The following is a 12,927-nucleotide window of genomic DNA, read 5'->3' on the forward strand; positions in this document are numbered from 1 at the left end:
GGGATTACTCTTCGATTTTGACCAGGTGAGATACCTTCCTGATCATTCCGCGAATCTCAGGGGTATCCTGTAATACCACTATTTTATTGAGCTTGTTGAGCCCCATGCCATTGAGGACCGCCTTCTGCTTGGGCGGTTTCCCGATGTGGCTTTTGATCAGTTTTATCTTGAATTCTGCCATTACCCGTTACTCCTTCGCATGATTCTTAAATTACTCAGCCATGCCCCGACGAGCCATAATCTCTTCCGGACTCCTCAAGCTCTTCAGACCGGCGAAAGCTGCTTTAACAACGTTATGGGGATTGTTCGACCCGAGACATTTGGCCAGAATATTATTTACGCCTGCTGATTCAAATACAGCACGCGCTGCCCCGCCGGCAATGACACCTGTACCTGCAGAGGCCGGCATCATAAGAACCTTGCCTGCTCCAAAGTGCCCTTCGATCTCGTAGGGAATAGTGTGTCCTTCGACGATAGGAACCTTGATAAGATTCTTCTTCGCCTGCTCCACCCCTTTCCTGATAGCCTCAGGGACTTCGTTAGCCTTGCCTAGTCCATAACCTACATGGCCATTACCGTCACCTACCACAACAAGAGCGGAGAAGCTGAAGCGACGCCCCCCTTTAACGACCTTGGCGACACGATTTATATGGACGACGCGGTCCGTCAGATTAAGTTCGCTGGGATTGATCTTAAGCAATTATCGCCTCCTTGTATCCTAAAAGGATAACCCTTTCTCTCGTGCGGCCTCGGCCAATGCTTTAACTCTGCCGTGGTACAGGAAGCCGTTCCTGTCGAAAACCACCGACTTAATGTCCTTGCCTAGGGCGCGCTCTGCTATGACAGCACCTACCTTGCGTGCCGCCTCAATATTGCCGGTGTACTTCAGACCGGAAGTGACTTCCTCGATAAGAGTCGATGCGGCAACGAGGGTAGCACCGGTAGTGTCATCCACAAGCTGGGCATAAATATGCCGCGCACTCTTGAAGACATTGAGCCGCGGACGATCGGATGTTCCGCGGATCTTTTTCCGGACCCTGACCTGTCGCTTGATACGGGCAGATTGTTTTTTTGCGAGAGAACTCAATGTGCTTCTCCTTGCCTTACCTATTTTTTACCGGTCTTTCCGGCTTTCCTCAGGATGGTTTCAGTGGCGTACTTAATACCCTTGCCCTTGTAGGGCTCGGGACCGCGGAAGGATCTGATTTTGGCAGCGGTTTGACCAACAAGCTCCTTATCAATGCCTTTAACCAGGATCTTGGTCATCTTATCAACTTCCACGCTGATCCCTTTAGGAAGCGGGAAGTTGATCGGATGTGAATACCCGAGGCTCAGATTAAGGACATCTCCCTTGGCTTCTGCACGGTACCCGACGCCATTGATTTCAAGAGCGGTCTCGAAACCTTTGGTTACTCCGACAATCATGTTATTGATCAGCGTCCTGGTTAGGCCATGAGCAGACCGCGATTGAATGTCGTTGCTGTTTCGCGTGACCTGAACGGAGCTATCGGAAATCTCGATGGCTACACAATCCATAACCTTGCGGGAAAGACTGCCTTTAGGACCTTCGACCTTAAACACCGAATCGTTGAATGCTATTTTAACCCCCTTGGGAACTTCAATGGGGCGTTTGCCGATCCTGGACATGCTGTTGCTCCTTCTTCCTGTATGATTACCAGACGGTGCAGATGATTTCGCCACCGACGCCGGCTTCCCGTGCTGCCTTGTCGGTAATGATCCCCTTAGAGGTCGAAAGAATCGCGACTCCCATACCGTTTTTAACACTGGGGATGGCATCGCTCTTTACATAGCGCCGCCCACCGGGCTTGCTGATCCGCTTGATCTCGGTGATGATGGAATCCTTCTCGTCGATGTACTTTAGGTAAACCCGGAGAATTCCCTGTTTCTGGTCAGCGATCACCTTATAATTCTTGATGAAACCTTCTGCTTTGAGAACTCCGGCAAGGCTTACCTTCATGTTGGACGATGGAATATCCACCTTCTGCAATTTTGCCATAACGCCGTTTCTTATGCGGGTCAGCATATCGGCAATGGGATCAGTCATCGACATCGATTAACTCCTCTTACGTGTACGTTTAATTACCAGCTTGATTTGATAACGCCGGGAATCTGCCCGTTGGATGCGAGCTTCCTCAGACAGATCCTGCACATATCAAACTTGCGGTAATATGCCCGAGGCCTGCCGCACAAGGGGCAACGGTTATATTCACGAACCTTGAACTTACTGCCTCGCTGCGCCTTGATTATCATTGATTTCTTAGCCACTGATTTCCTCCAGCCGTTTAATTCCTGAAAGGCATTCCAAGAAGTTTAAGCAAAGCCTTACCTTCTTCATCGTTTTTGGCATTGGTAACGATGGTGATGTTCATGCCCTTGATTTTATCGATTTTGTCATAGTTGATTTCCGGAAAGATCAACTGCTCCTTGATACCGAGCGAGTAGTTACCGGCACCATCGAACGCTTTGCCGGAAACCCCTTTAAAATCCCTGATGCGTGGAATTGCAACGTTGATCAGACGATCGAGGAACTCATACATCCGCTCCTTACGAAGGGTTACCATGCACCCGATGGGCATACCCTGACGCAGCTTGAAACTCGCTATGGACTTTTTTGCCTTGGTAATCACGGCTTTCTGTCCGGAAATGGCAGCCAGCTCTTCAACGGCAGAGTCTAGAATCTTGACATTCTGTATAGCTTCGCCGAGCCCCATGTTTATAACAACTTTCTCCAGTCTCGGAACCTGCATTACACTCTTGTAATTGAATTCCTTCATCAACCGGGGAACCAGTTCTGTATGATAAAGCTCCTTAAGCCTAGCCATTTACCCCTCCATCCTATTTATCGAAAGCTTCGCCGCACTTGGTGCAGACACGAGCCTTTTTACCATCCTCAAGAACGTTGATCTTTGTACGAACTGGCTTGCGGCATTTGCCGCAGTACAGCATGACGTTCGATATATGAATCGGAGCTTCCTTTTCCAGGATCCCGCCCGGCTCGTTACCACGGGCGCGGGTGTGCCGCTTGACGACATTGAGACCCTCGACGAGGACGCCGTCCTTTTTCGGGAGAATCTGTATGATTTTCCCGGATTTGTTTTTATCTTTGCCGGCTACCACCATGACGGTGTCGCCTTTTTTCACGTGCAGATTCTTGCCGAGCATCGTTGTCTCCCCGTCTATGATTAAAGTACCTCAGGGGCAAGGGAAATGATTTTCATGAATTTCTTTGCCCTGAGTTCCCTGGCTACCGGCCCGAAAATACGGGTTCCGACAGGTTCCTTCTGGTTATTGATGACGACGCCCGAGTTGTCGTCGAAACGGATATAGGAGCCATCTGGCCGGCCGATTTCCTTGGCGGTCCTGACGACGACAGCCTTTACCACATCCCCCTTCTTAACCTTAGAATTGGGGATAGCTTCCTTAACCGACGCTACAATTATGTCGCCGATGCTGGCATATTTTCTTTTTGAACCACCAAGCACCTTAATGCAAAAGAGCTTTTTGGCCCCAGAATTGTCAGCTACATCAAGTATGGTTTGCATCTGTATCATGAATAACTCCTAGCCTCTGCGGTCTTCTATATGATCTGTCTGACCTTCCAGCATTTGTCCTTGCTCAGGGGCCGTGACTCGACGATAACCACCTGATCGCCTACCTTGCACTGATTCTGCTCATCGTGCGCTTTATAGCGGGCTGACCGCTTGATGAACTTGTTGTACACGGGGTGTTTGATAATGCGGTCGACCTTCACCACTACCGTTTTATCCATCTTGTCGCTGACTACTACCCCGATCTGGGTTTTCCGATTGCCACGCTCGCTCATATCTGCCTCTCTAACCCCTCTTCTCGCGGAGTATGGTTTTCACCCGTGCTATGTCCTTGCGAATGGAAGACAGTTTAGCGCTGTTCTCCAAGCGTCCGGTATGGAGCTGGAACTTGAGATTGAAAAGTTCCTGGGTCAGGTCCTGCTCTTTCTTTTGCAGCTCGTCGCTGCCCATACTTTTAAAGTCATTCGCCTTCATAGATTTCCTTCCTCGAAACGAACTTTGTGGCGAGCGGCAGTTTGTTCGCAGCCAGTCGCAAAGCCTCGCGCGCTATCTCTTCAGACACGCCTTCCATTTCGTACAGGATCCTGCCAGGCTTGATGACACAGACCCATGAATCGGGAGAGCCCTTTCCCTTGCCCATACGAGTTTCGGCAGGCTTAGCGGTAAGCGGCTTATCAGGAAAAATACGGATCCAGATCTTGCCGCCCCTTTTTATGTAACGGGTCATCGCGATACGCGCAGCTTCGATCTGACGGGAATCCAGCCAGCAGCACTCAGTGGCCTGAAGTCCGAAGTCACCGAAAGCAAGGGAGGTACCGCGGCCTGCAGCGCCTGTCATTCTCCCTTTCATCTGCTTTCTATGTTTAACTCTCTTGGGCATTAACATCGCAAGCTTACTCCTGTTTCTATTTTTGACCGGGCAGAATCTCACCTTTATAGATGAGGACTTTAACCCCGATGATACCGTAAGTCGTCTTAGCTTCGGCAAAGCCGAAATCTATATCGGCCCGCAGGGTGTGAAGAGGTACCTGGCCTTCACGATACCATTCGGTTCGTGACATCTCGGCACCACCGAGGCGGCCTGAGCAGGTGATGCGGATTCCCTTGGCACCGAATTTGAGAGCAGACGTCACACTCTTCTTCATGGCGCGCCGGAAGGCAATCCTGCGCTCCAACTGCAGAGCTATGTTTTCCGCAACAAGTTGGGCATCCAGTTCAGGCTTCCTGACTTCCTGGATATTTAGATAAACCTCTTTGTCCGTGAGGTTTGCCAGATCCTTCTTCAGGGTCTCCACCTCCGAACCTTTCTTACCGATGATAAGGCCCGGTCGAGCAGTATAGATATTGATTTTGGCTTTATTGGCAGCCCGCTCGATTTCGATCTTGGAAACACCAGAGTTATAAAGCCTCTTTTTCAGGAAGGTCCTCAGCTTCAGATCCTCGTGAAGAAGGTTGGAATAATCAGCCTTCGCGTACCAGCGGGAATCCCATGTTTTGATGACCCCAAGCCTGAAGCTTACAGGATTAACTTTCTGACCCAAACTACACCTCCGCCGTATTCTTGTTTACTTTTCAGCCAGCACAACAGAAATGTGGCTGGTCGGTTTTCTTATCTTACTGGCCCTGCCCATCGCGCGGGGCACGAAACGCTTCAGAACCGCGCCTCCATCAACCGATATTGTCTTGACGAAAAGACGATCTACATCGGAAACCCCTTTTTGCTCGGCGTTGGCCACTGCCGAGCTCAGCAGCTTGGCAACGAGTTTCGCCGAAGGCTGGGGTGAAAAACGAAGTATGTTGAGTGCGGACTGGATCCCTTTTCCGCGTACCATGTCCACAACCAGACGGGTCTTGCGAGGGGAGAGTCGAGCGAATGATAACTTGGCGCGTGCTTCCATGCGGAAAACTCCTTTTCGGGATTACTGCTTACTTCTTCTTCAGTTTGCTTTTCTTGTCAGCACCGTGCCCGTAAAAGGTTCTTGTGGGCGCGAACTCACCTAGCTTGTGGCCAACCATGTTTTCGGTAACGAAAACCGGAATGAATTTCTTACCGTTATGAACGGCCAGCGACAGCCCGATGAAATCGGGAGTGATCGTGGAGCGTCTCGACCAGGTCTTGATGATCTTTTTCGAGTTGGGACCCTCGGCTGCCACCTTATCAGCGAGATGCCCATCGACGAATGCGCCTTTTTTAATAGAACGTGCCATCTTTACAGTCCTTTATGCAGAGGTCTTATTTTGTCCGCTTCTTGACGATGAATCGACTCGAAGTCTTGTTGGTCCTGGTCTTGTAGCCCTTCGTCGGAATACCCCAAGGTGTAACCGGATGACGACCACCGGATGTACGGCCTTCCCCACCGCCGTGAGGATGATCTACCGGGTTCATAGCAACACCGCGGACCTTCGGCCGTTTGCCGAGCCAACGGGAACGCCCCGCTTTACCAATGCTGACATTCTCGTGATCGATATTACCAACCTGGCCGATCGTCGCCATGCACTCCTGAAGGACCATTCGCACCTCTCCCGAGGGGAGTTTAACCTGTGCGTACTTTCCTTCTTTGGCCATCAACTGTGCAAACGTTCCAGCGCTGCGAGCCAATTGAGCGCCTTTTCCGATCTTAAGCTCGATGTTGTGAATGATTGTACCAAGCGGGATAGCTTTAAGCGGAAGCGAATTACCTGGCTTAATATCAGCCCCTGCGCTTGATATTACAGTGTCGCCAACCTTGAGATCGAGGGGCGCCAGAATGTAGCGCTTTTCTCCATCTACGTAATTCAGAAGAGCTATGCGTGCACTGCGATTCGGATCGTACTCAATCGAGGCCACTTTCGCCGGGATATCTTTCTTGTCGCGACGAAAATCGATGATCCTGTACTTCTGCTTGTGCCCTCCGCCGATATGGCGCGAGGTGATCCGACCGAAACTGTTTCTGCCGCCAGTCTTCTTGAGCGTAACAAGCAGTGACTTTTCGGGAGTGCTGCAGGTTATTTCCTCAAAGGTTGAACAGGTCTGGTGTCTGCGCCCAGCCGACGTCGGTTTATAACTCTTGATGGCCATTTACGAACTCCAGTACGATTTTATACTTCAAAGAAATCGACGTTGCTCCCCTCCTTGAGGGTCACATACGCTTTTTTCCAGTTTGATCGCTTTCCAACGAACTTGCCGGCACGCTTCACCTTGCCCGCGACATTGACCGTCCGCACTGCTGCTACTTCAACCTTGAAAAGCTTTTCGGCGGCCTGCTTGATCTCGATCTTATTTGCATCACGATTCACCACGAAGGCGACAACATTTTTATTGTCTTTTTCAATGGTAGACTTTTCGGTGATGAGCGGCTTCTTGATCACGTCGTAAATAATCATGGCTGTAGAACTCCTTCAACTTTACGAACGGCGTCCTGCGTGAAGATGACATTCTTGTACTTCAGTATGTCGACCACATTGAGGCCATCCGACTTGAGAACTTTCACGTCCTTGATGTTCCTGGCGGAAAGCTCAAGGTTGCGGTTCGTGCCATCGATAATGACAAGGGCTTTTGCAACAGAGAAGCTGTTTAGAACCCCAGCGAACTGCTTAGTGGATATCTCGGCCAGGTCAAGGTTATTCATGACGGTCATTCTGTTATCCTTGTACAGGAGCGAGAGCGCAGACCGCAGTGCTGCCTTGCGAGCCTTCTTGTTCATGGAAAGATCGTACACTTTGGGCCGTGGTCCGAACGCAACACCGCCACCAGGGTAGTGAGGAGCACGGATTGAACCTTGGCGCGCACCACCGGTTCCCTTCTGGCGAAAAGGCTTCTTACCACCACCCGAGACTGCAGAGCGGTTCTTAACGCACACAGTACCAGCACGTCTGTTGGCAAGCTGAACCTTGACCGCTTCATGGATCAGATACTCCCTGACGTCACCGTTAAACACGGCTTCATTCAGCTCGATCTCCCCCACCTTTTCCTTCTTTATGTCAAATACATCTATCGTAGCCATAACACGCTCCAGAGATACTCTATTTACTAAGCTTTGACGCTGTCCTTGATCAGCACGAGGGCATTGGTCCCTCCAGGAATGGCGCCTTTGATCAGCAGGAGATTATCGGCAGCATCCACCCTTACGACCTTAAGCTTCTGCACGGTTACCTGCTCGTTGCCCAATTGTCCGGGCATCTTTTTATTCTTGAAAACACGCGATGGTGTTGCAGAACAGCCAATGGAACCGGGTGCCCTGTGAAAACGGGAACCGTGAGTCGAACGCCCCCCCTTGAATCCCCACCTCTTGACGACCCCCTGAAAACCCTTACCAATACTGGTTCCGGTGACGTCTATAACATCTCCCTCAGCAAAAACATCAGCATTGATGGTGTCGCCGACGTTATACTGGTCGATGTTCTCAACCTGCAACTCACGGAGGTAGTTGAAAGCGCCCTGGCCGGCATCCTTGCAGTGCCCGAGGAGTGCTCTCGTTGCCCTAGCAGTTTCCTTGGCAGCGAACCCTACTTGAATGGCGTTATACCCATCCCTCTCAACGGTCTTCTTCTGAAGAACCACACAGGGACCAGCCTCAACGACCGTCACAGGGATTCTACGACCATCCTCGGCGAAGATCTGGGTCATTCCCAGTTTTTTCCCGATTATACCCTTCTTCATGGCAGTCAGTCCTATCCTTGAATTCTCAGTTAAAGCTTGATTTCGACGTCGACGCCGGCCGAAAGATCAAGTTTCATAAGTGCGTCTACGGTCTGCTGGGTCGGGTCGAGTATGTCGATCAGCCGCTTGTGAGTCCTGATCTCGAATTGCTCGCGCGACTTCTTGTCGACGTGCGGCCCACGGAGAACGGTGTACTTATTTATGACCGTTGGAAGCGGAATTGGACCGGCAATCCGTGCTCCCGTTCTCTTAGCGGTATCGACAATCTCCCCAACCGATTGGTCGAGCAGTTTATGATCGTAGGCTCTTAAACGAATTCGTATTTTCTGGCTTGGCATCGCTTCCTCGTCTGCAGTTATTTCCAGCGAAGCGCCCTGCGCTCCGCATCAGGAATTTATTCGATAATTGAGCTGACCACTCCGGCGCCGACGGTACGGCCACCTTCGCGGATCGCGAAACGAAGTCCTTCGTCCATTGCGATCGGGGTGATCAGATTGATGGTGACGGCGATGTTGTCGCCGGGCATTACCATCTCGGTCCCCGCAGGCAGCTCGACAATACCCGTCACGTCGGTGGTGCGGAAGTAGAACTGCGGACGGTATCCGTTGAAGAACGGAGTGTGGCGGCCACCCTCTTCCTTGGTGAGTACATAGGCTTCGGCCTTGAACTTTGTGTGCGGGGTGATGGAGCCGGGCTTGGAAAGCACCTGACCGCGCTCGATGTCCTCACGCTTGACGCCACGCAGAAGTGCGCCGATGTTGTCGCCCGCACGACCTTCGTCGAGGAGCTTGCGGAACATTTCGACACCGGTGACGGTTGTCTTGGTTGTCGCCTTCATTCCGACGATCTCTACCTCTTCGCCTACCTTGACGATACCTCTCTCGACGCGGCCAGTGGCAACAGTACCACGCCCGGAGATGGAGAATACGTCCTCGACCGGCATAAGGAACGGCTTGTCGATGGCGCGCTGCGGCTCGGGAATGTAACTGTCCACCGCGTCCATGAGCTGCATGATCGCCGGCTCGGCCAGCTCGCCCTGCTCGCCGTTCAGTGCCTGGAGGGCGGAACCCTTGATGATGGGGATATCATCACCCGGGAAGTCGTAGGAGGAGAGGAGCTCCCGAATTTCGAGCTCTACCAGTTCGAGGAGCTCGGCATCGTCGACCATGTCGGCCTTGTTGAGGAAGACTACGATGTAGGGAACGCCAACCTGACGGGCAAGCAGGATATGCTCCCGGGTCTGCGGCATCGGACCGTCGGCTGCGGAGACGACCAGAATGGCGCCGTCCATCTGCGCGGCTCCGGTGATCATGTTCTTCACGTAGTCGGCATGGCCGGGGCAGTCCACATGGGCATAGTGACGCTTGTCGGTCTCGTACTCGACATGGGCGGTGGCGATGGTGATCCCGCGCTCACGCTCTTCAGGGGCGTTGTCGATCTGGTCGAACGCCTTGAACTCAGCCTGCCCCTTGCCGGCAAGCACTTTCGTGATGGCTGCGGTAAGGGTCGTCTTCCCATGGTCAACGTGACCAATCGTCCCTATGTTTACATGCGGTTTCGTTCTCTCAAATTTTGCCTTGGCCATGTCGGAACCCCTCCTTGGTAAAAATGTTTAACCTTTTACTTTCGCAATAATCTCTTCGGAAACCGACTTCGGTACCTGTTCATAGTGGTCGAAGGTCATGGTGTATGTGGCACGCCCCTGAGTGGCGGAGCGAACGTCGGTAGCATAGCCGAACATCTGGGCAAGCGGAACCATGGCAGTTACGACCTGAGCACCGGCTCGACTCTCCATCCCCATGATGCGGCCACGACGGGAATTGAGATCTCCGATGACATCACCCATGTACTCCTCGGGCACAACAACCTCAACGGACATGATTGGCTCAAGAAGAATGGGGCCAGCCTTCGCACAACCCTCCTTGAAACCCATGGAGCCGGCGATCTTGAACGCCATCTCAGAGGAGTCGACCTCATGGTAGGAACCGTCCACCAGAGTAATTTTGACGTCGACAACAGGAAATCCAGCCAATATACCAGTCTCGGTAGCCTCAAGGATCCCTTTGTCGACCGCAGGAATATACTCGCGCGGAACGACGCCGCCCTTGATGGCATCCACAAACTCATAGCCCTTGCCGGGCTCCTGAGGCTCGACCTCAAGCCAGACATGGCCATACTGGCCGCGCCCGCCGGACTGGCGAACGAATTTACCTTCAACCTTGACCTTTTTGGTGATAGTCTCGCGGTAAGCAACCTGAGGCTTGCCGACGTTGGCTTCCACCTTGAACTCACGCATGAGACGATCTACGATGATTTCGAGATGAAGCTCACCCATACCGGAAATAATCGTCTGGCCGGTCTCTTCGTCAGTCTTAACCCTAAAAGAGGGGTCTTCACTGGCCAGCTTGGCAAGGCTCGTCCCAAGCTTCTCCTGATCGGCTTTCGTCTTCGGCTCTATGGCAATTGCGATAACCGGCTCAGGAAACTCAATCGACTCAAGAATAACCGGATTGTCCTCGGGACAGAGAGTGTCTCCAGTGGTGGTATACTTCAGCCCCACAGCAGCAGCGATATCACCTGCATAGACTTCCTTGATTTCTTCACGCTTATTAGCGTGCATCTTTAGGATGCGACCGATACGCTCCTTCTTCTCCTTGGTAGAATTGTAGACATAGGAGCCTGAATTGAGAACACCGGAATAAACACGGAAAAAGCAAAGCTGCCCAACGAACGGATCGGTCATGATCTTGAATGCAAGCGCAGCAAACGGCTCTTCATCCGACGCTTTACGCTCAATCTCGCCACCCCGCTCGTCAACCCCTTTGATAGCAGGAATATCGACGGGAGAAGGAAGATACGCAACTACCGAGTCGAGAAGGTTCTGAACACCTTTATTCTTGAAAGAGGACCCGCAAATGACCGGACAGATCTGAATGTCGATGGTCGCTTTCCTGATTGCGTTGACAACCTCTTCCGTCGTCAATTCTTCGCCGCCCAGATATTTCTCCATCAGGGCGTCGTCATGACTGGCAACTTCCTCAATCAGCTTTTCACGGTACTCGTTGGCCTGGTCGAGCAGATCAGCAGGGATTTCCTCTTCATGGAATTTTGCCCCCAGCGATTCCTCGTCCCACACAATGGCTTTCATCTCAACAAGATCTATGACGCCCCTGTACATATCTTCAGCGCCGATGGGAAGCTGAATAGGCACGGGATTCGCCTTAAGACGATCCTTAATCATCGAAACCCCGCGGAAAAAATCCGCGCCGACGCGGTCCATCTTATTGATAAACGCGATACGAGGCACACGGTACTTATCAGCCTGGCGCCAGACAGTCTCAGACTGAGGCTCAACCCCGCCCACCGAACAGAAAACTGCAACAGCACCGTCAAGAACACGCAGCGAACGCTCAACCTCGATCGTGAAATCAACGTGACCAGGCGTGTCTATGATATTAATCCGATGGTCGTCCCAAAAACAGGTAGTCGCCGCCGAGGTAATGGTGATGCCCCGCTCCTGCTCCTGAGCCATCCAGTCCATTGTAGCGGTGCCCTCATGGACCTCCCCGATCTTGTGCGAAACCCCCGTGTAGTAGAGAATTCTCTCAGTAGTGGTGGTCTTGCCTGCGTCGATATGAGCCATAATCCCGATATTGCGGGTTTTTTCCAGCGAAACCAAACGTGCCACAACAAACTCCTTAGTACTTGTCTATATGAACTACCAGCGGTAGTGAGCGAAGGCGCGATTGGCCTCAGCCATTTTATGGGTATCTTCACGCTTCTTCACAGCAGCACCGCGATTATTGTAGGCGTCCAGAATCTCGCCAGCGAGCTTGTCGGTCATCGTCTTTTCAGAGCGATCATTAGCGTAGCGAATCAACCATCGCATCGCCAAAGAAGTCCGACGGTCAGCCCGAACCTCAACAGGCACCTGATAGGTGGAGCCACCAACACGCCGGGACTTTACTTCAAGCATCGGCTTAATGTTGTCGAGGGATTTTTTCAAAACCTTAACCGCCTCTTCATTGGCCCGCTGAGCGACAAGATCGAGAGCATTATAAAGAGCCCGCTCCGCAGTACTCTTCTTCCCGTCCAACATCATTATATTGACCAGCTTTGCAACGACCCGATCATTGTACTTGGGGTCGGGCAAAATAACTCGCTTGGCTACTTCTCTTCTCCTGGGCATATCAACCTCTCACGTAGTCTTTACTTGGGTCGCTTCGCGCCGTACTTGGACCGGCTCTTCATGCGCCCCTTAACCCCAACAGAGTCAAGGGTGCCGCGAACGATATGATACCTGACCCCCGGAAGGTCCTTTACCCTTCCACCCCTGATCAGCACAACAGAGTGCTCCTGCAGGTTGTGCCCCACCCCGGGAATATAGGAGGTTACCTCTATCCCGTTCGTCAGACGAACCCTCGCAACCTTGCGGAGCGCGGAGTTTGGCTTTTTGGGAGTGGTAGTGTAAACCCTCGTACACACACCACGCTTCTGCGGGCAGCACTTTAGAGCCGGGGCAGTCGACTTGTCTTTCTTACTCTCCCTGCCGAGGCGAATCAGCTGATTAATCGTTGGCATAAAAAATCCTTCTCCCACGAGCTTCTTTTTGGCAAAGGTACCCCCTCGCCGGAAGCGACAAAAGTAACAAGGAAGTATACACTTGTCAAGGTTTTTTTCACATTTTTTGGGGGAGGCGAACCTCCCCCTTATTTATAT

Annotated in this window: 24 protein-coding genes; all 24 read right to left on the reverse strand. The window is 52.0% G+C overall.

Annotated features, from left to right (window positions below; translation table 11 throughout):
• Window positions 1–4: 4 nt before the first annotated feature.
• Genes rpmD through rpsL form a run of 24 tightly spaced genes read right to left on the reverse strand, consistent with a single transcriptional unit; the run spans window position 5 to window position 12,789 of the window.
• Window positions 5–181 (reverse strand): 50S ribosomal protein L30, encoded by a 177-nt coding sequence (gene rpmD / locus CFB04_RS09325; protein ID WP_088535017.1) that lies wholly within the window; start codon window positions 179–181, stop codon window positions 5–7.
• A gap of 30 nt (window positions 182–211) precedes the next feature.
• Window positions 212–700: a 30S ribosomal protein S5 gene (rpsE, locus tag CFB04_RS09330; protein WP_088535018.1), complete on the reverse strand. Its 489-nt coding sequence runs from the start codon at window positions 698–700 to the stop codon at window positions 212–214.
• 18 nt (window positions 701–718) lie between these two features.
• Complete coding sequence (gene rplR / locus CFB04_RS09335) at window positions 719–1,087, reverse strand: 50S ribosomal protein L18 (RefSeq protein ID WP_088535019.1); 369 nt, start codon at window positions 1,085–1,087, stop codon at window positions 719–721.
• Between the two features lie 20 nt (window positions 1,088–1,107).
• Complete coding sequence (gene rplF, locus CFB04_RS09340) at window positions 1,108–1,647, reverse strand: 50S ribosomal protein L6 (protein WP_088535020.1); 540 nt, start codon at window positions 1,645–1,647, stop codon at window positions 1,108–1,110.
• A 25-nt stretch (window positions 1,648–1,672) separates the two neighbouring features.
• Window positions 1,673–2,071 (reverse strand): 30S ribosomal protein S8, encoded by a 399-nt coding sequence (gene rpsH / locus CFB04_RS09345; RefSeq protein WP_088535021.1) that lies wholly within the window; start codon window positions 2,069–2,071, stop codon window positions 1,673–1,675.
• Between the two features lie 29 nt (window positions 2,072–2,100).
• Complete coding sequence (locus tag CFB04_RS09350; RefSeq protein ID WP_088535022.1) at window positions 2,101–2,286, reverse strand: type Z 30S ribosomal protein S14; 186 nt, start codon at window positions 2,284–2,286, stop codon at window positions 2,101–2,103.
• Window positions 2,287–2,303: 17 nt separating this feature from the next.
• Complete coding sequence (rplE, locus tag CFB04_RS09355; RefSeq protein ID WP_088535023.1) at window positions 2,304–2,843, reverse strand: 50S ribosomal protein L5; 540 nt, start codon at window positions 2,841–2,843, stop codon at window positions 2,304–2,306.
• 13 nt (window positions 2,844–2,856) lie between these two features.
• Window positions 2,857–3,183 carry a 50S ribosomal protein L24 gene (gene rplX, locus CFB04_RS09360; RefSeq protein ID WP_088535024.1) on the reverse strand — a complete coding sequence of 109 codons (327 nt, stop codon included), beginning with the start codon at window positions 3,181–3,183 and terminating at the stop codon, window positions 2,857–2,859.
• A gap of 20 nt (window positions 3,184–3,203) precedes the next feature.
• On the reverse strand, window positions 3,204–3,572 hold the full coding sequence (rplN, locus tag CFB04_RS09365; RefSeq protein WP_088535025.1) for a 50S ribosomal protein L14: 369 nt from the start codon (window positions 3,570–3,572) through the stop codon (window positions 3,204–3,206).
• A 26-nt stretch (window positions 3,573–3,598) separates the two neighbouring features.
• Complete coding sequence (rpsQ, locus tag CFB04_RS09370) at window positions 3,599–3,844, reverse strand: 30S ribosomal protein S17 (RefSeq protein WP_088535026.1); 246 nt, start codon at window positions 3,842–3,844, stop codon at window positions 3,599–3,601.
• 10 nt (window positions 3,845–3,854) lie between these two features.
• Window positions 3,855–4,043 carry a 50S ribosomal protein L29 gene (gene rpmC / locus CFB04_RS09375; RefSeq protein WP_088535027.1) on the reverse strand — a complete coding sequence of 63 codons (189 nt, stop codon included), beginning with the start codon at window positions 4,041–4,043 and terminating at the stop codon, window positions 3,855–3,857.
• Window positions 4,030–4,455: a 50S ribosomal protein L16 gene (rplP, locus tag CFB04_RS09380; RefSeq protein ID WP_088535028.1), complete on the reverse strand. Its 426-nt coding sequence runs from the start codon at window positions 4,453–4,455 to the stop codon at window positions 4,030–4,032. Before rplP ends, rpmC begins: the two co-directional genes overlap by 14 nt.
• A 19-nt stretch (window positions 4,456–4,474) precedes the next feature.
• A complete protein-coding gene (gene rpsC / locus CFB04_RS09385; RefSeq protein WP_088535029.1) occupies window positions 4,475–5,110 on the reverse strand; it encodes a 30S ribosomal protein S3 in 636 nt (211 codons plus the stop codon).
• 24 nt (window positions 5,111–5,134) lie between these two features.
• A complete protein-coding gene (rplV, locus tag CFB04_RS09390) occupies window positions 5,135–5,467 on the reverse strand; it encodes a 50S ribosomal protein L22 (RefSeq protein WP_088535030.1) in 333 nt (110 codons plus the stop codon).
• 28 nt (window positions 5,468–5,495) lie between these two features.
• Window positions 5,496–5,777 carry a 30S ribosomal protein S19 gene (gene rpsS, locus CFB04_RS09395; RefSeq protein ID WP_088535031.1) on the reverse strand — a complete coding sequence of 94 codons (282 nt, stop codon included), beginning with the start codon at window positions 5,775–5,777 and terminating at the stop codon, window positions 5,496–5,498.
• Between the two features lie 25 nt (window positions 5,778–5,802).
• Entirely contained in the window at window positions 5,803–6,627 is an 825-nt protein-coding gene (gene rplB / locus CFB04_RS09400; protein WP_088535032.1) for a 50S ribosomal protein L2, read from the reverse strand.
• A 20-nt stretch (window positions 6,628–6,647) separates the two neighbouring features.
• Entirely contained in the window at window positions 6,648–6,932 is a 285-nt protein-coding gene (locus tag CFB04_RS09405; RefSeq protein ID WP_088535033.1) for a 50S ribosomal protein L23, read from the reverse strand.
• Window positions 6,929–7,552 carry a 50S ribosomal protein L4 gene (gene rplD / locus CFB04_RS09410; RefSeq protein ID WP_088535034.1) on the reverse strand — a complete coding sequence of 208 codons (624 nt, stop codon included), beginning with the start codon at window positions 7,550–7,552 and terminating at the stop codon, window positions 6,929–6,931. The genes CFB04_RS09405 and rplD overlap by 4 nt, the downstream gene beginning before the upstream one ends.
• 26 nt (window positions 7,553–7,578) lie before the next feature.
• Window positions 7,579–8,208, reverse strand: a complete 630-nt coding sequence (gene rplC, locus CFB04_RS09415) for a 50S ribosomal protein L3 (protein ID WP_088535035.1) — start codon at window positions 8,206–8,208, stop codon at window positions 7,579–7,581.
• Window positions 8,209–8,237: 29 nt separating this feature from the next.
• Window positions 8,238–8,546 carry a 30S ribosomal protein S10 gene (gene rpsJ, locus CFB04_RS09420; protein WP_088535036.1) on the reverse strand — a complete coding sequence of 103 codons (309 nt, stop codon included), beginning with the start codon at window positions 8,544–8,546 and terminating at the stop codon, window positions 8,238–8,240.
• Window positions 8,547–8,602: 56 nt separating this feature from the next.
• Window positions 8,603–9,793: an elongation factor Tu gene (tuf, locus tag CFB04_RS09425; protein ID WP_088535037.1), complete on the reverse strand. Its 1,191-nt coding sequence runs from the start codon at window positions 9,791–9,793 to the stop codon at window positions 8,603–8,605.
• A 27-nt stretch (window positions 9,794–9,820) separates the two neighbouring features.
• A complete protein-coding gene (fusA, locus tag CFB04_RS09430; protein ID WP_088535038.1) occupies window positions 9,821–11,896 on the reverse strand; it encodes an elongation factor G in 2,076 nt (691 codons plus the stop codon).
• Window positions 11,897–11,926: 30 nt separating this feature from the next.
• On the reverse strand, window positions 11,927–12,397 hold the full coding sequence (gene rpsG / locus CFB04_RS09435) for a 30S ribosomal protein S7 (protein WP_088535039.1): 471 nt from the start codon (window positions 12,395–12,397) through the stop codon (window positions 11,927–11,929).
• A 20-nt stretch (window positions 12,398–12,417) separates the two neighbouring features.
• Complete coding sequence (gene rpsL, locus CFB04_RS09440) at window positions 12,418–12,789, reverse strand: 30S ribosomal protein S12 (RefSeq protein ID WP_088535040.1); 372 nt, start codon at window positions 12,787–12,789, stop codon at window positions 12,418–12,420.
• Window positions 12,790–12,927 lie beyond the last annotated feature (138 nt).

Origin of the sequence: Geobacter sp. DSM 9736 (genome assembly GCF_900187405.1) — a bacterium.
In the GTDB taxonomy this organism is placed as follows: domain Bacteria; phylum Desulfobacterota; class Desulfuromonadia; order Geobacterales; family Geobacteraceae; genus DSM-9736.